General features: G+C 63.9%; 19 protein-coding genes. 7 read left to right on the forward strand and 12 right to left on the reverse strand.

Going from position 1 to position 21166, the window contains the following annotated elements; translation table 11 throughout:
- Positions 1-6: 6 nt before the first annotated feature.
- The 3 genes from parE (at position 7) to AB4M76_RS13190 (ending at position 3790) form a co-directional block, all read left to right on the forward strand.
- The gene (gene parE / locus AB4M76_RS13180) at positions 7-1962 is read left to right on the forward strand and encodes a DNA topoisomerase IV subunit B (RefSeq protein ID WP_368442338.1); all 1956 of its coding nucleotides are present in this window, start codon (positions 7-9) and stop codon (positions 1960-1962) included.
- A 127-nt stretch (positions 1963-2089) separates the two neighbouring features.
- On the forward strand, positions 2090-2833 hold the full coding sequence (locus tag AB4M76_RS13185; protein WP_368442339.1) for a DUF3800 domain-containing protein: 744 nt from the start codon (positions 2090-2092) through the stop codon (positions 2831-2833).
- Positions 2834-3112: 279 nt separating this feature from the next.
- On the forward strand, positions 3113-3790 hold the full coding sequence (locus AB4M76_RS13190) for a hypothetical protein (RefSeq protein WP_368442340.1): 678 nt from the start codon (positions 3113-3115) through the stop codon (positions 3788-3790).
- Here the strand turns inward: AB4M76_RS13190 and AB4M76_RS13195 are convergent.
- The 6 genes from AB4M76_RS13195 to pepT form a co-directional block, all read right to left on the reverse strand.
- Positions 3787-4200 carry a cytochrome c gene (locus AB4M76_RS13195; RefSeq protein WP_368442341.1) on the reverse strand — a complete coding sequence of 138 codons (414 nt, stop codon included), beginning with the start codon at positions 4198-4200 and terminating at the stop codon, positions 3787-3789. The two genes, AB4M76_RS13190 and AB4M76_RS13195, sit on opposite strands and share 4 nt — an antisense overlap.
- A gap of 94 nt (positions 4201-4294) precedes the next feature.
- On the reverse strand, positions 4295-4978 hold the full coding sequence (locus AB4M76_RS13200; protein WP_368442342.1) for an ABC transporter ATP-binding protein: 684 nt from the start codon (positions 4976-4978) through the stop codon (positions 4295-4297).
- The gene (locus AB4M76_RS13205) at positions 4971-6266 is read right to left on the reverse strand and encodes a lipoprotein-releasing ABC transporter permease subunit (RefSeq protein WP_368442343.1); all 1296 of its coding nucleotides are present in this window, start codon (positions 6264-6266) and stop codon (positions 4971-4973) included. Before AB4M76_RS13205 ends, AB4M76_RS13200 begins: the two co-directional genes overlap by 8 nt.
- A 54-nt stretch (positions 6267-6320) precedes the next feature.
- Complete coding sequence (locus AB4M76_RS13210) at positions 6321-6818, reverse strand: DUF2937 family protein (RefSeq protein WP_368442345.1); 498 nt, start codon at positions 6816-6818, stop codon at positions 6321-6323.
- Between the two features lie 8 nt (positions 6819-6826).
- A complete protein-coding gene (proS, locus tag AB4M76_RS13215) occupies positions 6827-8167 on the reverse strand; it encodes a proline--tRNA ligase (protein WP_368442346.1) in 1341 nt (446 codons plus the stop codon).
- Positions 8168-8243: 76 nt separating this feature from the next.
- On the reverse strand, positions 8244-9485 hold the full coding sequence (pepT, locus tag AB4M76_RS13220) for a peptidase T (RefSeq protein ID WP_368442347.1): 1242 nt from the start codon (positions 9483-9485) through the stop codon (positions 8244-8246).
- Positions 9486-9612: 127 nt separating this feature from the next.
- On the opposite strand from pepT, the gene AB4M76_RS13225 reads away from it, so the two are divergent.
- The 4 genes from AB4M76_RS13225 to AB4M76_RS13240 all read left to right on the forward strand — a co-directional run bounded on the left by AB4M76_RS13225 (position 9613) and on the right by AB4M76_RS13240 (position 15283).
- Positions 9613-10695: an AI-2E family transporter gene (locus tag AB4M76_RS13225; RefSeq protein ID WP_368442348.1), complete on the forward strand. Its 1083-nt coding sequence runs from the start codon at positions 9613-9615 to the stop codon at positions 10693-10695.
- Position 10696: 1 nt separating this feature from the next.
- Complete coding sequence (locus AB4M76_RS13230) at positions 10697-11377, forward strand: DnaA/Hda family protein (protein ID WP_368442349.1); 681 nt, start codon at positions 10697-10699, stop codon at positions 11375-11377.
- Positions 11378-11441: 64 nt separating this feature from the next.
- The gene (locus tag AB4M76_RS13235; protein ID WP_368442350.1) at positions 11442-13616 is read left to right on the forward strand and encodes an RNA degradosome polyphosphate kinase; all 2175 of its coding nucleotides are present in this window, start codon (positions 11442-11444) and stop codon (positions 13614-13616) included.
- Positions 13617-13699: 83 nt separating this feature from the next.
- On the forward strand, positions 13700-15283 hold the full coding sequence (locus AB4M76_RS13240; RefSeq protein ID WP_368442352.1) for a Ppx/GppA family phosphatase: 1584 nt from the start codon (positions 13700-13702) through the stop codon (positions 15281-15283).
- Between the two features lie 9 nt (positions 15284-15292).
- On the opposite strand, the gene AB4M76_RS13245 is transcribed toward AB4M76_RS13240, so the two are convergent.
- The 6 genes from AB4M76_RS13245 to AB4M76_RS13270 all read right to left on the reverse strand — a co-directional run bounded on the left by AB4M76_RS13245 (position 15293) and on the right by AB4M76_RS13270 (position 21104).
- Complete coding sequence (locus tag AB4M76_RS13245; protein ID WP_368442353.1) at positions 15293-15658, reverse strand: hypothetical protein; 366 nt, start codon at positions 15656-15658, stop codon at positions 15293-15295.
- Positions 15659-15736: 78 nt separating this feature from the next.
- Entirely contained in the window at positions 15737-16738 is a 1002-nt protein-coding gene (locus AB4M76_RS13250; RefSeq protein ID WP_368442354.1) for an endonuclease/exonuclease/phosphatase family protein, read from the reverse strand.
- On the reverse strand, positions 16738-17418 hold the full coding sequence (locus tag AB4M76_RS13255; protein ID WP_368442355.1) for a TerB family tellurite resistance protein: 681 nt from the start codon (positions 17416-17418) through the stop codon (positions 16738-16740). Before AB4M76_RS13255 ends, AB4M76_RS13250 begins: the two co-directional genes overlap by 1 nt.
- 53 nt (positions 17419-17471) lie before the next feature.
- Complete coding sequence (locus tag AB4M76_RS13260; RefSeq protein WP_368442356.1) at positions 17472-17993, reverse strand: N-acetyltransferase family protein; 522 nt, start codon at positions 17991-17993, stop codon at positions 17472-17474.
- Positions 17993-20134 carry a methylmalonyl-CoA mutase gene (gene scpA, locus AB4M76_RS13265; RefSeq protein WP_368442357.1) on the reverse strand — a complete coding sequence of 714 codons (2142 nt, stop codon included), beginning with the start codon at positions 20132-20134 and terminating at the stop codon, positions 17993-17995. The genes AB4M76_RS13260 and scpA overlap by 1 nt, the downstream gene beginning before the upstream one ends.
- Positions 20094-21104, reverse strand: coding sequence for a hypothetical protein (locus AB4M76_RS13270; RefSeq protein WP_368442358.1), 1011 nt, complete (start codon positions 21102-21104; stop codon positions 20094-20096). The genes scpA and AB4M76_RS13270 overlap by 41 nt, the downstream gene beginning before the upstream one ends.
- Between the last annotated feature and the right edge of the window lie 62 nt (positions 21105-21166).

Here is a 21166-nt window from a genome sequence, read left to right on the forward strand (position 1 = left end):
GCCCGCATGACCGATCTTCTTTCCGGCCAGGAACCCACCGAATACGACGCCTCCTCCATCGAAGTGCTGGAGGGGCTGGAGCCCGTCCGCAAACGCCCCGGCATGTATATTGGCGGCACCGATGAGCGCGCGTTGCACCATCTTGTGGCCGAAGTGCTCGACAACTCGATGGACGAAGCCGTCGCGGGCCATGCCACGCGCATTGAAGTCGAGTTGCATGCCGATTACGCGGTCACCATCCGCGACAACGGGCGCGGCATCCCGATCGACCCGCACCCTAAGTTCCCCGAGAAGTCTGCGCTTGAGGTGATCCTCTGCACGCTGCACGCGGGCGGCAAGTTTTCGGGCAAAGCCTATCAGACCTCGGGCGGTCTGCACGGGGTCGGCGCCTCGGTCGTCAACGCGCTCAGTGATTCCATGGTCGTGCAGGTCGCGCGCAACCGGGAGCTCTTCGAGCAGCGGTTCTCACGCGGCATCCCGCAGGGTCCGGTGGAGAAGATCGGCGCGGCCCCCAACCGGCGCGGCACCATGGTCACCTTCCACGCCGACGAGCAGATCTTTGGCGCGCATCGGTTCAAACCCTCGCGCCTGCTCAAAATGGTCCGCTCCAAAGCCTATCTCTTCTCTGGCGTCGAAATCCGCTGGAAGTCCGAGATCGAGGACGGCGACACGCCGATGGAGGCGACCTTCCACTTCCCCGGCGGCCTTGCCGATTACCTGCGCGAGACCTTGGGCAAAGCCACGACCTATGCCGAGAACCCTTTTGCCGGCACCGTCGACTTTCAGGAACGCTTCGGCGTGCCGGGCAAGGTCGAATGGGCGATCAACTGGACGCCCGCGCGCGACGGTTTCATCCAGTCCTATTGTAACACCGTCCCCACGCCCGAAGGCGGCACCCATGAGAGCGGTTTCTGGGCCGCGATCCTCAAGGGCATCCGCGCTTACGGCGAGCTCGCTAACAACCGCAAGGCCAAGGACATCACCCGCGACGACCTGATCACCGGCGGCTGCGCGCTGGTCTCCTGCTTCATCCGCGAGCCGGAGTTCGTGGGCCAGACCAAGGACCGTCTCGCCACCACCGAGGCGCAGCGTCTGGTCGAGAACGCCGTGCGCGACCATTTCGACAACTGGCTGGCGGCGGATACGAAATCCGCCGGTGCGATCCTCGATTTCCTCGTGCTGCGCGCCGAAGAGCGGATGCGCCGCAAGCAGGAAAAGGAAACGGCTCGCAAAAGCGCCACCAAGAAACTCCGCCTCCCCGGCAAGCTGACCGATTGCACCAGCAAATCCCGCGAGGGCACGGAGCTTTTCATCGTCGAGGGCGACTCGGCGGGTGGCTCGGGCAAGGGCGCGCGCAACCGCAACACCCAAGCGCTGCTGCCGCTGAAGGGTAAGATCCTCAACGTGCTGGGCGCAGCGTCGAGCAAGCTCACGACCAACGCCGAGATCAACGACCTTTGCGAAGCGCTCGGCGTCGGCATGGGCACGAAGTTCAGCCTCGACGACCTGCGCTATGATAAGATCATCATCATGACCGACGCCGATGTCGACGGCGCCCATATCGCGTCGCTCTTGATGACCTTCTTCTTCACCCAGATGCGCCCGCTGATCGACGCAGGCCACCTCTATCTCGCCTGCCCGCCGCTCTTCCGCCTGACCCAAGGTGCGAAACGGGTCTATTGCCTCGACGAGGCCGAGAAAAACTTGTGGCTGGAGAAGGGCTTGGGCGGCAAAGGCAAGATCGACGTGAGCCGCTTCAAGGGTCTGGGCGAGATGGACGCGAAGGACCTCAAGGAGACCACGATGGACCCCGAGACCCGCAAGCTCATCCGCGTGACGGTGGATGAGGACGTGCCGGGCGAGACCGGGGATCTGGTCGAGCGGTTGATGGGGAAGAAGCCGGAGATGCGCTTTGCTTATATTCAGCAGAACGCGCAGTTTGTGGAGGAGTTGGATGTTTGAGGGGTATCTAAGACCCCGTTAAATTCTACCGATAGTATTTAGAAAGCAAATGTGATCAGTTTACTGCTTTGTTCCGATCCAATAGCATATGGCCATTGTTTAAGAGATTTTTGCGGAACAGTATGTAGTGAAGTTTTGCTTCGTTGACGAAAGTGGCACCCCGCCCAACAAACCGAACGCAGCGCGCCCTTATTTCACCTTAGGCGCCGTGATCATGGACGCTCAGAGTTGGCGTACATGCAATAATCATATTCATGGCTTCAAAGTACGGAACCGCATTTTCGGAGAGCTAAAATGGCGTTTCTTCGCGCCCCACAACCGCGATAAGGATAACCCTCTAATTGAAGTTTCCGCGAGTGATCGGAAATCTTTGAGCCTTGAGTTTGCCGCGATTATCGGGCGCCTTCCTGTGACGCTAATTGCGTGTGTGACAGATGTTGAAGCAGCTTTTCAATATAACACTGTCAATAGCCAGCAGGATTTGTATCATTTTACATACAAACCTATCACAGAGCGTTTTCAATACCTTCTGCAAGACGAAAACGATATAGGAATAGTTATTGCCGATCATAGAGGCCGATCTGATGATAAACTGTTCCGAGCACACCACTCCGCGTTAACGTCAGCATCAGCTACCAATCGTTCCGGTTATAGCAGGCTAGTAGAGGGACTATTCTTGCAGGATTCGGAACATTCGACCGGCATCCAAATTGCCGACTATGTGACGGGGGCGATCCATAGGGCATACAGCGTTGGCGATGGCAAACACGCAACTCTGTTCAAAACGAAGATGCGGGGTAACAAAGAAAACGCAATCCTAGGCCGTGGCCTCGTATTACACCCGAAAAATACTTTTAGGTTAAGGGATTGACGCCGGGCGGGGTCGTAACCCCGGCGCCATAAATGTCAGGCTCCCGAACGTATAAACTATATACCTTCTGCAAAGCTGAAAATCAAGGTGCAATCATCCAGCGCCGGCCCAAACGTCCTCCCGAACTATTGGATTATTAACGGTGCCGCTCACCCCGCATGGGGAAGGGGCTTCTACACAACGATAGGTCGAGATCGCAACAAGGGTCACCCACACCATCAGCAGAAGACCCCCAACTTCCCCCTTGATCCGCCGCCTCCCCCGCGCCTAACTCATCCCATGATCCGCGCACTCCTTCTCTGCCTCCTCCTCACCGCCTGCGGCCGCCCGCTGACCGACAACGAACGCGCCTATCTCGCCACCCTCCACGGCCCCACGCTCGACTACGACCGCGTGCGTCTGCACGATGGTGCCCCCACCCGCGCCGTCACCTTCACCCGCAAGCCGCGCCCGCGCACCACCTGCCGGGAGCGCATTCTGCCGCCGCAGGTCGGCGATACCGTGACCAGCAAACCCGCCGCCATGGCGCTCTTTAACCACGTGCTGTTCGACAAGGATTGGTATCTCGACGACTACCTGCCCGATCACCCCGACCGCATCAGCCTGATCGCCGCGATGCTGCTGGCGCATGAGGTCACCCATGTCTGGCAATGGCAGAACCGCAAGCTCACCGGCTATTCGCCGCTGCGCGCGGCGTCGGAGCAGTTCACCAGCCCCGACCCTTACCTCTTCGAAGTCGACACAAAGCCGCGCTTCCTCGATTTCGGCTATGAACAGCAGGGCTCGATCGTGGAGGAATTCGTCTGCTGCCGCGCGCTCGACCCGCAGGCGCCGCGTACCAAGCGGTTGCATGCCATGCTCTCGGAGGTCATGCCCGTGGCCCCCCTGCCCCAAAACCGCGCCCACGACGTGCGCCTGCCTTGGGACGGGGTCGCGTTGGATGGCATCTGCGGTTAACGCTGGATGCTCTCCAGATAGGCCAGCAGCCCGGCCAGCACCCGCGGGGTCGGAGTCAGCACGCCATCGACTTCGATCGGCACGGTGTCATTGGCCATCGCCCCGCCGAACTGCGGCATGACACGGGCCAGATGGCCCTGCTCGGGGTCGCCATAGATATAGCTCAGCGCCCGCGCCCGGGGGAACGTGCCGCCGTTCTCGCGCGCCAGCAGGGTGAGGTCAGCAGGGGCCGGGTCCAGCCCCGCCGCCAGAGGCCCATCGCCCCGCCCCGGCATGCCGTGGCAAGCGACGCAGTTCGCGGCATAGAATTTGGCCCCATCGGGCGCTTCGGGCATCGACGGCACGCTGCAGGCGGCCACGATGGCGGCACTCGCCGCCGCGAGGATGAGCGGTAGTCTGGGGATCGGCATATCTGCTCCTATGGTCTTGAACGGGCACTCGCGGCCCTTGGCGCGATGATAGGCCCCGCGCGGCACCGGCGCAAACGGCAAAGCGTGGCACCCGTCAGACCGGGACGAGCTGCCCTGCCTCCAGCCGGATCTGGCGGTCCATCCGGGCGGCAAGATCGAGGTTATGCGTGGCGATCACAGCCGCCAGCCCGGTGCTGCGCACCAGCGCCATCAGCGCGCCGAAGACCTGATCCGACGTGGTGGGGTCGAGGTTGCCGGTCGGCTCATCCGCCAGCAGCAGCCGCGGCTCATTGGCCAGCGCCCGGCAGAAGGCGACACGCTGCTGCTCACCGCCCGACATCGCCGCAGGCCGGTGGTCGGCCCGCTCGGCGATGCCCACCTCGGCCAGCAATGCCCGCCCCCGCGCTTCGGCAGCGGAACGTGCGACGCCATTGGCAAGCTGCGGCAGCACGATGTTCTCCAGCGCGGTGAACTCCGGCAGCAGATGGTGGAACTGGTAGATAAACCCCACATCCGCCCGCCGCACCCCGGTGCGCTTGCGGTCGCTCTGGCCGGTGAGGTCATCGCCCGCGATCTCGACCCGGCCGCTGTCCGCCGTGTCGAGCAGCCCCGCGATATGCAGCAGCGTCGATTTGCCCGCGCCCGAAGGCGCCACCAGCGCCACAACCTCGCCTGCCGCGACCTCCAGATCAATGCCCCGTAGGACATGGACTTCGTTCGGCTTGCCGGGGTTATAGGCTTTGGAAATGCCCCCCAGGCGCAGGATCGGATCATTCATAGCGCAGGGCCTCCACCGGGTTCATCCGCGCCGCGCGGCGGGCGGGAAAGATCGTGACGATAAAGCTGAGGCCGAGCGACAGCGCCACCGCCGAGAGCACATCAGCGAGTTGCAGTTTCGCGGGCAGGAAGTAGATGCCCCGGATCGAGGCATCCCAGGCGGTGCCGCCGCTGAGGTAGTTCACGAAGGCGAAGATCTGGTCAACGTATGTCGCAAAGAGCACGCCCAGCACCACCCCCGCCGCCGTGCCGATGATCCCGGTAAAGGCGCCACAGATGAAAAATACCCGCAGGACAGAGCCTTCGGAGAGCCCCATGGTGCGCAGGATGCCAATGTCGCGGCCCTTGTTCTTGACCAGCATGATCAGCCCCGAGACGATGTTCATCGCGGCGATCAGCACCAGCACCGAGAGGATCACGAACATCACCCGGTCCTCGATATCCAGCGCCGAGAGGAAAGAACCGGAGGCATCGCGCCAGGTCCAGACCTGCGCCAAATCGCCCGCCGCCTGCATCAGCGCCGGCGCCATGGCGTCGACGCTTTCGGGGTCTTCGACCATGACCTCCAGCTCATCCGCCACCCCTTCGCGGTTGAAAAAGCTCTGCGCCTCGGCAATCGGCAGATAGGCCCGTGTCTTATCAATGTCATAGCGCCCGGCGGAGAAGATATAGACCACCTCATAGCCGTTCACCCGGGGGCTGGTGCCAAAGGCGGTCTTGACCCCATTGGGCGAAATCAGCTTGAGCGTGTCGCCCACCTGCACGCCAAGGCTTTGCGCCACACCGCTGCCGATGGCGATGCCCTCCTCGAACCGGTCGATATCGCCTTGCGAGCGCTCGGAAGGTTGGATGCCGGGGATGGTCATCAGATCGTCAGCGGCAATGCCAAAGACTTCGACCCCCGCATTGGCCTGCCGCCGGTTCGCCATGACCTGCTGGCGCACCAAGGGGGCGACGCGGGTGACGCCCTCGACCTTGGCGACCTCGGCAGCCATCTCCTCGTAATTCTCGATGGTGCGGTCGATCTGGCCGTTGGGCAGCACCTCGCCCATCGTATAGACCGTCACATGGGCATTGGCGCCGAGGATGGTATCGACGAACTCGGCCCGAAAGCCGGAACGCACCGAGAGCGTGGCAATCAGCGCAAAGACCGCCAGCGTGATGCCGATCAGGCTGATCCAGGTCATGACGCTGACGCCCCCTTCGGCGCGGCGGGCGCGCAGGTAGCGCCAGGCGATCATCCATTCAAAGGCCGCGAATGGGGCGGTGCGTGTGGGTTTGCTGGCCATGCGGGAAGGCTCCGGTCTAAGGTGCGCGCAACCTGAGGCTTTGCCCCAGAAGGGTCAAGAACGCAATGCCCGGCGGCGCCGCGGCCATGTCGGCAGCCACAGGATAAACCGGGTAGAAAGCAGCCCCAAGGCAAACCCCGTGAGGGCAAAAATCATCTCGGCCCGGCTGCGCGGCGCTTTGGGCTGAAAATTGGCCCAAGCCGCCCGACGCGCGGCGACATCCGGCACGCGCAACATATGAAAGCTGCGCAGGAACGGCCCGGCGTCCCGCAGGACGGAGAGATCGGCCCGGAGCCTTGCGTGACGCGCGATATGCCGCTCAAGATCGACGCGCCGCCGATCAAGCAGCGCCGAGCCCCGAAGCCGGTCCAAGGCTGCCGCAGGCTCCAGGCCGGCGGCCCGCGCCGCCGCATCGAAATCCGCCACGACCTGTGCGAGCACCTGTTCCGCCGCCGCGAGCTCAAACACATAGGCCCGGGCAAAACCCGGGCCCTGTGCGGCAATCCCTGCGCTTATGATCCCACCGGCCAATGTCAGCGCCCGCAGGATCATCGGCGACCTCAGAGGATACCGGCGTAAATCTTGGCGATTTTCTCGACCGCCTGTTCGGGCGGCAGTTCTTCGCTTTCCCCGCTGCGGCGGCTGGTGAGTTCCACCACCCCGTTCTTCAGCCCGCGCGGGCCGACGGTGATGCGCCACGGCAGGCCGATCAAATCCATCGTGGCGAACTTCATCCCGGCCCCGCCCTTGCGGTCGTCATAAAGCGGATCAAGGCCCAGCGCCTTGAGGCTGTTGTAAAGCGCGTCACAGGCCGCATCGGCTTCGGCATCGCCCTGTTTGAGGTTCACGATCCCGGCATGGAACGGCGTCACCCCTTCGGGCCAAATGATGCCCTTGTCGTCATGGCTTGCCTCGATGATCGCGCCCAGCAAGCGGCTGACGCCGATGCCATGGCTGCCCATATGCACGGCGACCTGTTTGCCGTCCGGGCCCTGCACCTTGGCATTCATCGCCTCGGAGTATTTCGTGCCGAAGTAAAAGATCTGCCCCACTTCGATGCCGCGCGCGCTGCGCTGGCGTTCTTCCGGCACCTGCGCGAACACTTCGGGGTCGTGCGTCTCATCCGTGCGGGCATAGCGCGAGGTGAACTCTTCGAGCACCGCGCGGCAGGCGTCGTGATCATTGGGGTCGATCTCGCGGTCGCCGAAAGTCAGATCGGTGATCTCACTGTCATAGAAGACCTCCGATTCACCCGTTTCGGCCAGCACGAGGAACTCATGCGTGTCGTCGCCGCCGATGGGGCCAGAGTCGGCGCGCATCGGGATCGCTTGCAAGCCCATCCGCTCATAGGTGCGCAGGTAGCTGACCAGATGGCGGTTATAGGCGTGCAGCGCGTCCTCTTTGGTGAGGTCGAAGTTGTAGCCGTCCTTCATCAGGAACTCGCGGCCCCGCATCACGCCGAAGCGCGGGCGGATTTCGTCGCGGAATTTCCACTGGATGTGGTAAAGCGTCAGCGGCAAGTCTTTGTATGACCCGACATGGCTGCGGAAGATGTCGGTGATCATCTCTTCGTTGGTGGGGCCGTAAAGCATGTCGCGATCCTGCCGGTCGCGGATGCGCAGCATCTCTGGGCCGTAGGCGTCATAGCGGCCCGATTCCTTCCACAGCTCCGCCGATTGCAGCGTCGGCATCAGCATCGGAATATGGCCCACGCGCTGCTGCTCTTGATGCACGATCTCTTCGACCTTGCGCAGCACCTTGTAGCCCAACGGCAGCCAGGAATAGATCCCCGCGCTGGATTGCTTGATCATTCCCGCCCGCAGCATCAACCGGTGGCTGACGATCTGCGCCTCGGCAGGGTTTTCCTTCAGCACGGGCAGAAAATATTGGGACAGGCGCATGGTGTTTCCTTATTGACGAATTGCCCCCTGACTAGTGCATGTCAGGGGGCGAGACAATCACAACGCGGCGGGGCTGTCAGGCTTTTGCGGTCCGCTGCGCCAGTTCCACTGCCACCCGGGTGGCCAGCGCCATGTCCTGCACCGAAATCCATTCCAGCGGCCCGTGGATTTCCTGCATCCCGGTAAAGACATTCGGACAGGGCACCCCCATCTCGGTCAGGCGCGAGCCATCGGTGCCGCCGCGAATGGGGACCGAGCGCGGTTCCAGCCCCACCGCCGCCACCGCGCCGCGCACCAGATCGACCGGGGTCATGTCCTGCTCCAGCCAATAGCGCATGTTGCGGTATTGCGGCGCGATCTCGACCTCGATCCGCGCCCGCGGCTCTCCCGCCGCCACCGCCGCACAGACCTGCCGCAGCAGATCGCCCTTGGCCTGCAAACCCTCCCGCTCGAAATCGCGCAGGATCAACTTGATCTCGGCCTCGGACGACCCGCCGTTCAGGTCCGAGACATGAATGAACCCGTCCAGCCCCTCGGTCGTCTCGGGCGTCATCGTGGCCTGCGGCAGGGTCATCACGATTTTCGCAGCCAGATGCAGGGCGTTGACCATCTTGTCCTTGGCAAAGCCGGGATGGGCCGAGACCCCGGTGATCTTCACCACGGCCCCATCGGCGCTGAAGGTCTCATATTCGATCTCGCCCGGCTTGCCGCCATCGAATGTATAGGCAAAGTCGCAACCCAGATCACCGGGCAGCCGCGCATCCACCCCGCGCCCGATCTCTTCGTCGGGGGTAAAGGCAAGGCGGATTTTGCCGTGCGGAATCTCAGGGTTGTCGAGCAGATGCCGGGCGGCGGTCATCGCAATCGCCACCCCGGCCTTGTCGTCACCGCCCAAGAGCGTCAGCCCGCTGGCGGTGATGATATCCTCGCCCTGTTTCTCGGCCAGATAAGGCGCGTTTTCAGGCGAGAGCCGCAGATCCGGCGCGTCGGCAAAGGTGATATCGCCGCCATTATAACGGCGATGCACCACCGGCTTCACGCCTGTCGCGTTATACTGCGGGGCGGTGTCCACATGGGCGAGCCAGCCCATCACCGGCCCACCCTCCACCGTGGCGGGCAGCGTCGCCAGCACCACGCCGTAATCGGTGAGCGTCACATCCTGCGCCCCCATCTCGCGCAGCTCCGCCACCAGCAGCCGCGACATGTCGAGCTGGATTTCCGTGCTGGGCGCAGTCGCACTTTCCGCATCGCTCTGGCTGTCGATCCTGGCATAGCGGACCAACCGCTGTTCCAATTCCTCGTCAAATTCACCGCGCATCATCTGCTCCTTCAATTTGCCGCCATCGTCCCCTGATCCACGCCCCTGTCAAGCCGCCCCCCGCAGGCGAGACTTGAAACGAAACGCCACATGGGCGATGTGAGAACATCCCTTGCCGGAGAGCATCATGGCCCTGCCAATCCGAGACCAATTGAAATACTGGGGCATCGCTGCGGCGGTGTTCATGGTGGCGCTGTGGTTCATGGGCGATGTGCTGCTGCCCTTCCTGCTGGGCGGGGCGATTGCCTATTTTCTCGACCCTGTGGCCGACCGGCTGGAGCGTTTGGGGTTCAGCCGCGTCATGGCGACGGCGTTGATCACGGTGGCTGCGATCATGATCTTCGTGCTCATGGCGCTTCTGGTGGTGCCGACGCTGGTCAACCAAACCGTCAACCTGATCGAGACCGCCCCGCAGGTGACCCGCAATTTCGTCGATTTCATCACCGACCGTTTCCCCTCGCTCTTGGACGACGATTCGACCCTGCGCACCTCGCTGACCACGCTTGGCACCACCATTCAGGAACGCGGCGGGGCGCTGTTGCAGACCGCCTTTGCCTCCTTCGCCTCGCTGATCAACATCCTGTTGCTTTTCGTTATCGTGCCCGTCGTCGCCGTCTACCTGCTGCTCGACTGGGACCGGATGGTCGCCGGCATCGACCGGCTGCTGCCGCGGGACCATGCGCCGACGATCCGCCAATTGGCGCGGGACATCGACGCGACGCTGGCCTCTTTCGTGCGCGGCATGGGGACGGTCTGCCTGATCCTCGGCACCTACTATGCCGTGGCGCTGATGCTGGTGGGGCTGCAATTTGGCCTTGTCGTGGGCTTCGTGGCCGGGCTGGTCACCTTCATCCCCTACCTCGGCGCGCTCATTGGCGGGGCGCTGGCGATTGGCCTCGCGCTGTTCCAGTTCTGGGGCGATTGGCTCTCCATCGGGCTGGTCGCCGGCATCTTTGTGCTGGGCCAGATCGTTGAAGGCAATTTGCTGACGCCGAAACTGGTGGGCAATTCCGTCGGGCTGCACCCGGTCTGGCTGCTGCTGGCGCTGTCGGTCTTTGGCACGCTCTTTGGTTTCGTGGGCATGCTGGTCGCCGTGCCCGTGGCCGCCGCCATTGGCGTGATCGCGCGTTTTGCCACCGCGCGTTACCGTGAAAGCGTGCTCTACATGGGCCGCGAACCTGAAACCACTGTCGACGAGGACATCCGCTGACATGGCCCATCAACTCGGGTTGAACCTGCCCAGCCGAACGGCTCTGGGCCGTGACGCTTTCTTTGTCGCCCCCTCCAACGCGATGGCGATGGCGATGATCGACGGCTGGCGCGGATGGGCGGGCGGCAAACTGGCGCTGACCGGGCCGCAGGGCTCGGGCAAGACCCATCTCACCCATGTCTGGGCGGACCTTTCGGGCGCGCAGATCATCAGCGCGACCGAGCTTCTTGCCGCCGACATCCCCGCCCTCGCCCGGGGCCCGGTGGCGGTGGAAGACGTGCATCTGATCGCCCATGACGCCGCCGCGCAAACCGCGCTCTTTCACCTGCACAACCTCGTGCTGGCCGAGGGCCAGGCGCTGCTGCTCACCGGCACCGGCTCGGTCGCGCATTGGGGGCTGACCCTGCCCGACCTCGTGAGCCGCATGCGTGGCGCCACCGCGGTGGAAATGGACGCGCCGGACGACGCGCTGCTCTCGGCGCTGCTGGTCAAACTGCTGGCCGATCGGCAGCTCACGCCCAAGCCGGAACTGATCAACTACCTGATGACCCGGATGGACCGGTCCTTTGCCGCCGCCATCGCGCTGGTGGACCGGCTGGACGCCGCCAGCCTTGCGCAGAAGCGGCCCCTGACACGCGCGCTGGCCGCGCAGGTGCTGGACATCGCCCCACCGCAGACATGATACTAGCGGGCAAACGGGGCAGCGCTATCATAAACCCGTTACATTCCAATGTCATGAGGCCCGCATGACCCAAGCCGATTTTTTGCAAGCGCCATTTCCGCCCGCCACCGATCTGCCTGAGCTTGATACCTCCGGCCCGGGGCGGTTTTTTAACCGTGAGCTGAGCTGGCTCGATTTCAACTGGCGCGTGCTGGAAGAGGCCGAGAACCCCCGCGTGCCGCTGCTGGAACGGCTGCGCTTCCTGTCGATCTCGGCCACAAATCTCGATGAGTTCTACACCGTCCGCGTCGCGGGCCTGCGCGAATTGGCGCAAGCCGGCAATACCACCGCCGCCGCCGACGGGCTGACGCCCGCCGAGCAGCTGATCCTCATCAACGAAGACGCGCGCAAGCTGATGCTGTCGCAACAACGCGTGCTGGTCGATCTGATGGCCGAGATGGACGCGCAGAACATCATGCTGGAGCGCACGTCGGACCTGACCGAGGAGGACCTGAAACACCTCGAAGATGTCTTTCTCAACCAGGTCTTCGCGGTGCTGTCCCCGCTCGCCATCGATCCTGCGCATCCTTTTCCCTTTATCCCCAACACCGGCTTTGCTTTGGCGCTGCAACTGGAACGCAGCCGCGACAAACGCCCGCTGCAGGCGCTGCTCCCGATCCCCGGCCAGATTGACCGTTTCGTCTCCCTGCCCGCGCCCGATGGATGCCTGCGCTACCTGCCGCTCGAAGACCTTTTGCTCATCAACATCCCGAACCTTTTTCCGGGCTACAAACTCAAGGCGCATTTTGAATTCCGCGTGCTGCGCGACAGCGATCTCGAAGTCGAAGACGAGGCCGAAGACCTCGTGCGCGAGTTTGAAGTCGCCCTGAAACGCCGCCGCCGGGGCGAGGTCGTGCGGCTGACCCATTCCGCCGGCGCGCCCGCCAAGCTGAAATCCGTGGTGATGCGCGAGCTTTGCGTGCGGCCGCAGGATGTGATCGAATTGGACGGCATGCTGGGCATCGCCGATCTGTCGAAACTGGTGACCGACGCGCGGCCCGACCTGCTCTGGCCCTCCTTCACCCCGCGCATCCCCGAGCGTGTCAGCGACCATGACGGCGATATGTTCGCCGCCATCAGCCAAAAGGACATGCTGCTGCACCACCCCTATGAGACCTTCGACATGGTGGTGCGCTTCCTCGCGCAAGCCGCCCGCGATCCCGATGTGGTGGCCATCAAACAGACGCTCTACCGCACCTCCCGCGACAGCCCGATTGTCGAAGCGCTCTGCGAAGCGGCCGAAGATGGCAAATCGGTCACCGCGCTGGTCGAGCTCAAAGCCCGTTTTGACGAGGCCGCCAATATCCGCCAGTCCCGCCGGTTGGAGCGTGCCGGGGCCCATGTGGTCTACGGTTTTCTTGACCTCAAGACCCACGCCAAAATCTCCACCGTGGTGCGGCGCGAGGGCGATCAGCTGGTGACCTATACCCATTATGGCACCGGCAACTACCACCCGATCACCGCGCGGATCTACACCGATCTGTCGCTTTTCACCTGCGACCAGAACCTTGGCCGCGATGCCACCAAAGTTTTCAACTTTCTTTCGGGCTACGCCCCGCCCGAAAAGCTCGACAACCTCGCCATTTCCCCCACGACGCTGAAACCGCGCCTGCTGGAACTTATCGCGGCCGAGGCCGAACATGCCCGGCGCGGCAAGCCGGCGGCGATCTGGGCCAAGATGAACGCGCTCATTGACGCCGAGGTGATCGACGCGCTCTATGCCGCGAGCCAGGCGGGGGTGGAGATCAGCCTCGTCATTCGCGGCATCTGCGGGCTGCGCCCCGGGGTCAAAGGGCTGTCGGACAATATCCGCGTCAAATCCATCATCGGACGGTTTCTCGAACACAGCCGCATTGTCTGTTTCGGCAATGGCCACGGGCTGCCGCATAAAAAGGCGCGGGTCTTCATGTCCTCCGCCGATTGGATGGGCCGCAACCTGAACCGCCGGGTCGAGACCATGGTCGAGATCGAGAACCCCACCGTCAAAGCCCAGATCACCAGCCAGATCATGGCCGCGAACCTCGCCGATGTGGCGCAGAGCTGGGTCATGGGACCAGAGGGGAAATTCACCCGCCCCGCGGTCCCCGAAGGCACTTTCGCCTTTAACTGCCACCGGTTTTTCATGGAAAACCCCTCGCTTTCCGGGCGCGGCAGCGCGGGCGCCTCGGATGTGCCCAAACTGACCCATACCGAGGATTGACCGCAAGGCGGGGCGTTAACAATTGACCTCCCCGCCCCCCTGCGCCAAATATCTGTGCAAACGGATGGCCCGCAGGAGCATTGATGGCAGACCAGACCGACCCTTCCCGAACGCCCGCGGTGCCTGAAACCGGTGTGGCGGAGCTGGGGCTTTTCGCCAAACCGCTGTTCCAAGACCCCGGCGCAAGGGCGCTGGCCCGCGTGGGTGTGGTCGATGTCGGCTCGAACTCCGTCCGCCTTGTGGTCTTTGACGGGGCGGCACGTTCTCCGGCTTATTTCTACAACGAAAAGATCATGTGCGCCTTGGGCGCGGGCATGGCCGAGACCGGGCATCTCTCGCCCGAAGGCCGGCTGCGCGCGCTCTCGGCCCTGCGCCGCTTTAGCAAACTTGCCGATGGCATGGGCCTGTCGGAGCTTACCGTCGTCGCCACCGCCGCCGTGCGCGATGCCAAGGATGGGCGCGAGTTCTGCGCTGATGTGCTGCGCGAGACCGGTCTGCGCATCTGGGTGATCGACGGCGAAGAAGAGGCCCGGCTCTCGGCCCAGGGTGTGCTGCTTGGCTGGCCCGGCGCCTACGGTCTGGTCTGCGACATCGGCGGCTCTTCGATGGAACTGGCCGAAATCTCGGGCGGGCGCGTGGGCAAACGCGTCACCTCGCAACTCGGCCCGCTGAAACTGCGCGATCTTGCCGGCGGGGCCAAGGGGCGACATGCGCATGTCAAAGAGGTGATGAACGGGCTCCACGACAAGATGGGCAGCCAGCGCGACCGGCTGTTCCTCGTCGGGGGCTCATGGCGGGCCATCGCGCGGGTCGACATGTACCGCCGCGGCTATCCGCTGCATGTTCTGCATGAATACCGCATGACCGTAACTTCCGTGCGCGAGACGGTGAAGTTCATCCAGCAATCCGACCTCAAGGAGTTGAAAAACGCCTGCGGGGTCTCCTCCAGCCGGATGGCGCTGGTGCCCTATGCCGCCGAGGTGCTGAGCCGTCTGGTCAAGACATTCCGCCCCAAGGACATCGCAATCTCCAGCTATGGCATCCGCGAAGGCATGCTCTACGAGCAGATGCCGCAACGCCTGCGCGACCGCGATCCGCTGATCGAAGCCTGCTATTTCGCCGAATCCAAAGACGCCCGCATGCCCGGTTTCGGCAAGGTGCTCTATAACTTCATCTTGCCGCTCTACCGTTCGGCCCCGCATGCCCGCAAACGGCTCGTCAAAGCGGCCTGCCTTTTGCATGACGTGAGCTGGCGCGCCCATCCCGACTACCGCGCCGAAACCTGTTTCGACAATGCCACCCGCGCCAACCTGGGCGGGTTGAAACATGCCGAACGTATCTATCTCGGGCTGGCCCTGCTGCACCGCTATTCCAACAAACGCGAAAACACGCGCTTTGCGGATCTTTATGATATGGTCGATGAACAGACCCGGCGCGAGGCGGAAATCCTCGGCAAAGCCATGCGCTTTGGCGCGATGCTGTGGATGGACAAGAACGAACACCGCGGCGAGCTGCGCTGGTTTCCCAAAAAGAAACAGTTGGAACTCTGGCTGACCCCCGACATGGTGCCGCTCTTTGGCGAGGTGGCCGAAGCGCGGCTGAACTCGCTCGCCCAATCGCTTGAGGCCGAGGTCCATGTGCGCACCGGCAAACGCCCGCCGCGCTAGGCAGCGGCGTTAAAGATCGATCTGCGGCTCAGGTTCGGTGGGAGTCTCGGGCGGCAGCATCGGATGGTCGGGCTTGCGCCGGATGATGATATCGCCATTGGGCAGCATCTCGGGCGCCTGATAGGCGTTCCAATCCTCCACCTGATCCAAAAGCTCGGTCAGCTTTGGCCCCATCTCGCGGGCGAAATCGCGCAGCGCGGGCCGCATCGCCTCGGTGAAGCCTTCGAACCCTTCCATGACCGGGCCCATTTCTTCCATGATCCCGTCCATGAACATCTGCGCACCCTGCTCCATCAGGCCAAGGCCGCGGTCTTCGGTGTCATCCTGCGCCACCGCCGAAACGGGCAGCAGCGCACAAAGGGCGATAAGGGGCATAAAACGTGTCATACCCCAGATGTAGGCAGGGGCTGAGAGATGTCGAGTTCCTACCCCAAAAATTCGGCGCAGGCCCGCCTAAAGCTCGATGTCCAGCGTGACCGGGAAGTGATCGGAGGCCGTCAGCAACGCGTCACGCAGAGCCGGGTCGGCCCAGCAGTCCGGATCATCCATCGGGTGCCAAATCCGCCACCGCGCCGCGCGGGCCCGGAGTTCTGGCGTCACCATGATGTAATCCAACAGGGCCTGCAAATAGCGCTGTTCCGGCGTGATCCAGAACCGGGCCGATGTCGGCGCGGCGCCGAGACGGCGGCTCAGGGCCTGTTTCGCATGGGGGTCAAACAGGGCCGCCTCCCCCGCGCCCAGAACGATCTCGACCGAGGAGCGGCCAAAGAGGTCCTCGAATTCATCCAGCCCCGGCCCGTCGTTCATATCGCCCATGACCATCACGGGCCGCCCCGCCGCGATCAGAGCGTCGATCCGCCGCCGCAGCCAGATCGCCTGCGCCAATTGCTTGCGCCGGTTGGCAATGGCCAGACGCAGCACATCCGCGTCAGACTTTGCCCCATGCGGGGCTTTTGATTTCAGATGCGCGCCGATCATCTGCAAGGCAAAACCGCTTTGCGTGACAACCTCCAACTCCAGGGGAGGCTTGGAAAAGACGACCGCATCCTCGGTCGCGTCCACATCCAGATCAATCCGCAGGGTCTGGTCAAAGCGCGGCGCCTCGGCTGTGGCCTGCGGCGCATGGCGGGCGGTCAGTAGGCTCGGATCATAAAGCAGCGCGATCTCTTGCTGGGTGTCATTGGAAAACCCCATCACCGCCTCCCGCGCCCGCAGGCCAAAATGCGCCGCGAAATGCATCAGCGCCGCCACGGTGGACTGCCGCCGCCCGTGATTGGGCGCTTCGATCACCATGATCGCATCCGCATCGAGCGCCCGGAACACCCGGCCCAAAGCCGCGGTCTGTGCCGCGCGGGTCACATCATGCCGCCCAGACGAGGCCTCGTCGTCGTAAAGCCGGTTGTCCGCGTCGAACAGGTTCGCAAACCATTCGACATTATAGGTGGCAAAGCGCATCAGGCGTGTTTGCGCGAGAGCGTCTCCCACGCGCGGTTGATGTCGATCATGCGTTTCTCGGCCATCTTGATCGCCTCTTCCGGCAGGCCCCGCGCCACCAGCGCATCGGGGTGGTTTTCCCGCACCAAACGCCGCCAGGCCTTGCGCGCCTCCTCCAGCGTGGCATTCGGCCCGATGCCCAGAACCGTGCGCGGCAGGGGGGAACTGTCCGGCACGAAACGCGCCTTCAGCGAGGCGAAGTCTTCCTCATCCATGCGAAAGATCGCGGCCACATCCTCCAGAAAGGCATTCTCATTGGGGTGATAGGTGCCATCCGCCATGGCGATGTGAAACAGCCCCTCCATCAGATCATGCAGCATCTGCGGCTGGTCTTCGAACATATTGGCGATGCGCCGGGCATATTCCTCAAACCCCGCCACATCCTGCCGCGCCAGGTTGAACACCCGCGCCGCCCCCTCCTGATCGTCTTCGGCAATCTGGAACACCTCGCGAAAGGCCGTCACCTCGTCGCGGGTCACCAAGCCATCGGCCTTGGCCATCTTGGCCCCAAGCGCAATCACCGCGATGGTAAAAGCCACCGACCGCTCAGGCGGGCTGCGCAGGCGGTCAAAGACAGCCGACAGCCCCTCGCCCGCGGTAAGCGCAGCCAAAGCTTCAGAAATACGTGTCCAGATCGACATGGGAGTGCCCTTTGGTGGTAACCCCCCAAGCTTAGCCCGCGCGGCGGTGAAAGTCAGGGTGCGGCAAGTATTTTCTGCATGAGGATAAGGTCAAGCCATTGATCCCGCTTGCGTCCAACCTCGGGCATATGTCCGACCTGTGCAAAGCCCAGTTTTTCATGGAAAGCCACCGCGCCGGGGTTGGCGCTGCTGATCGCGGCGACCATGACATGATGCCCCTGCGCCGCCGCTGCCCCCATCGCCCGCGTCATCAAGCCGCGCCCCAGCCCCTGCCCCCGTGCGCTGTCCGACAGCACGATGCTATGCTCCACCGTCGCCGCATAGCCCGGCCCGCCGCGAAAGCTGCCGAAGGTGACAAAGCCCGCGACCTCCCCGGCGACGTCGGCGACCCAAAAGGCTCCCCTTCGGGCGTCGATCAGTAGGGCGATATCATCGGCGGTCTTCTCTTCGGTGGTAAAGGTGGCGAGGCTGTCGCGGATCATCCCGCTCCACAGCGCCGCCACGGCGGCGGCATCCTGCGCCACAGCCGGGCGGATCACGCCGCCCTTCTGGGCGGCGCTCTCTTCAGCCTGCATCACTTCCGCGTCTCGCGGATCAGCTTGAGGATATCCTGCGCCGCCGAGGGGATATTGGTGCCGGGGCCAAAGATCGCCTTCACGCCCGCGTCCTGCAGGAACTTGTAATCTTGCTGCGGAATGACCCCGCCGCAGATCACGAGGATATCCTCGGCCCCCGCGTCCTTCAGCGCCTGAATGAGCTGCGGCGCCAGCGTTTTATGCCCCGCCGCCTGGCTGGAGATGCCGATCACATGCACGTCGTTGTCGACCGCATCCTGCGCGGCCTCGGCAGGCGTCTGGAACAGCGGACCCACGTCCACGTCAAAGCCGATGTCGGCAAAGGCCGTGGCGATCACCTTGGCGCCGCGGTCGTGCCCGTCCTGCCCCATCTTGACCACCAGCATGCGCGGGCGGCGGCCTTCGGCCTCGGCGAATTCATTGACCGATTTCTGGATATCGGCAAAGCCCGCGTCGCCTTCATAGGCCGCGCCATAGACGCCCGAGAGCGTCTTGACCTCGGCCCGGTGCCGCCCGAATTCTTTCTCCATCGCCATGCTGATCTCTCCCACTGTGGCGCGTGCGCGGGCGGCTTCGACCGCCGCGTCGAGCAGATTGCCGCCTTCGGCGGCCCGCCGTGTCAGTTCCGCCAAGGCGGCCTCGCAAGCCGCGTCATCCCGCTCGGCCCGGATGCGTTCCAGCCGCGCCACCTGACCGGCGCGCACCTTGACGTTATCGACATCAAGAATGTCGATCGGCTCTTCCTTGTCGCGGCGGTATTTGTTGACGCCCACGATCACATCGGTGCCGCGGTCGATCCCCGCCTGCCGCTGGGCTGCGGCTTCCTCGATGCGCAGTTTGGGCATGCCGGAGGCCACGGCCTTGGTCATGCCGCCCATCTCCTCGACTTCCTCGATCAGCTTCCACGCCGCCTCGGCCAGATCGGCGGTCAGCTTCTCGACGTAGTAGCTGCCCGCCAGCGGATCGACGACATTGGTGATGCCGGTCTCTTCCTGCAGGATCAGCTGGGTGTTGCGGGCGATGCGCGCCGAATGTTCCGTCGGCAGGCCGATCGCCTCGTCGAGCGAGTTGGTGTGCAGCGACTGGGTGCCGCCCAAGACCGCCGAAAGCGCCTCATAGGCCGTGCGCACGACGTTGTTATAGGGGTCCTGCTCGGCCAAGCTGACACCGGAGGTCTGGCAATGGGTCCGCAGCATCGAGGATTTGGGGTTCTGCGGCTCAAACTCCGCCATGATCCGCGACCACAAAAGCCGCGCGGCGCGCAGCTTGGCGGCCTCCATGAAAAAGTTCATGCCGATGGCGAAGAAGAAGCTCAGACGCGGCGCGAAACGGTCCACATCCATCCCCGCGGCAATCGCCGTGCGCACATATTCGCGCCCGTCGGCCAGCGTGAAGGCCAGCTCCTGCACGAGGTTCGCGCCGGCCTCTTGCATGTGATAGCCCGAGATCGAGATCGAGTTGAACTTGGGCATGTAATCCGAGGTATATTCAATGATATCCCCGATGATCCGCATCGACGGTTCCGGCGGATAGACATAGGTGTTGCGCACCATGAATTCTTTCAGAATGTCGTTCTGGATCGTGCCTGAAAGCTTGGCCCGGTCGTGGCCCTGCTCCTCGCCCGCGACGATGAAACTGGCGAGGATCGGGATCACCGCGCCGTTCATCGTCATGGAAACCGAGACCTGATCGAGCGGGATGCCGTCGAAAAGGATCTTCATGTCCTCGACAGAGTCAATCGCCACCCCGGCCTTGCCGACATCGCCCTCAACGCGCGGGTGGTCACTGTCATAGCCCCGGTGCGTGGCCAGATCGAAGGCCACCGACACCCCCTGCTGCCCAGCCGCCAGCGCACGGCGGTAAAAGGCGTTGGATTCCTCCGCCGTGGAAAACCCCGCATATTGCCGGATCGTCCAAGGCCGCCCCGCATACATCGTGGCCTTCACCCCCCGGGTAAAAGGCGCCTCGCCGGGGATGCTGCCCAGATGATCCAGCCCTTCGACATCTTCGGCGGTATAGAGCGGTTGAACGTCGATCCCCTCCAGCGTCTTCCAGGTCAGATCGTCGAGGCTGCGCCCGCGCAGCTCGCCTGTGGCCAGATCACGCCAGCGGGCTTTGGCGTCCTTTGGGTCGGATGTCATATGCATGTCCTTCTCTCATGGCGCCGGGCGGCAGGCTTGGGCCTGCTCTTCTCCGGCTGGGGTCCTCTGTCAGAATGGCCAGACCATCGGCCCCGGCGGCGAGCCAGAACTGATCGTCGGCATAGCGTTCGCGCAGGGCAGATGCCTGCGCCGCATCAAATGGCTGCCAGCGTCCGGGGGCATCGGGCAGCAGCGCGGGGTCTTCGCCCCGCGCGTTCAGGGTCTCGCGCAGAGCGGCCAGATCCGGCGCGCGGTTAAGCCAGCCCGTCGGCGCTGCCGGGGCCACCTGATCGGTGCAGGCAGTGAACAGCGCATCGGGCAGCGCCCCGAATTGTTCAAAAGGCGTGACCCTGATTTCGGTCTCCGGCAAGGCACAGGCCAGATCGGTCACCACATCGCGCCAGGAGCGCGGGTTCTGCGCAATGGCAGCGCGGGTCTCGGGGCTGGGCACCGGATGCCCCCGCGCCACCGTATAGGCCGCCGCCGAAGCCCACCACAGGTCCGGCGCCCGCACGCTCAGCACCACGCGCGTGATCCGCCCGCCAAAGGCGCTGCCGATCCGGGCCATACGCTCGCCAATCGCCGGATAGAGCGCGGCGCGGCGCAAACACTGCCGGGCGCTGCCGATCATATTCTCGTCACTGACCAGCAAGTGACGCAGGCCCTGCGCGCGGCATTGCGCCAGCTGCATCTGCACCCGCCCCTCCGCCCGGCGCCGCAGGTCGCGGCCCCGCGCCACGGCAGGCCCCGGAAACAGCCCCGGAAAGACCGACCGCCGCACCCGCGCGGGGCCCCAAAAGCCGATACCGCGCGCGCGCAGCTCGGCGCGGTTGTCGCGCAGGTAGCGCTGAAAACTCGTGGTGCCGCTGCGATGGGCCCCGATGTGCAGAATGACGTCCATGATGGCGCGGCCCAATGCTGGCAATGCGGCCGCCCCGACCGGCCATGACGCAGGGAACACCGCCGTCATGGACCGGGATGCCTTGCAATGGGATTAATCCGCCCCTGCGGCGCTTTGACCTTCGCAAATGC

The sequence above is a fragment of the Sulfitobacter sp. PS-8MA genome (assembly GCF_040933935.1).
Taxonomy (GTDB): Bacteria; Pseudomonadota; Alphaproteobacteria; order Rhodobacterales; family Rhodobacteraceae; genus Sulfitobacter.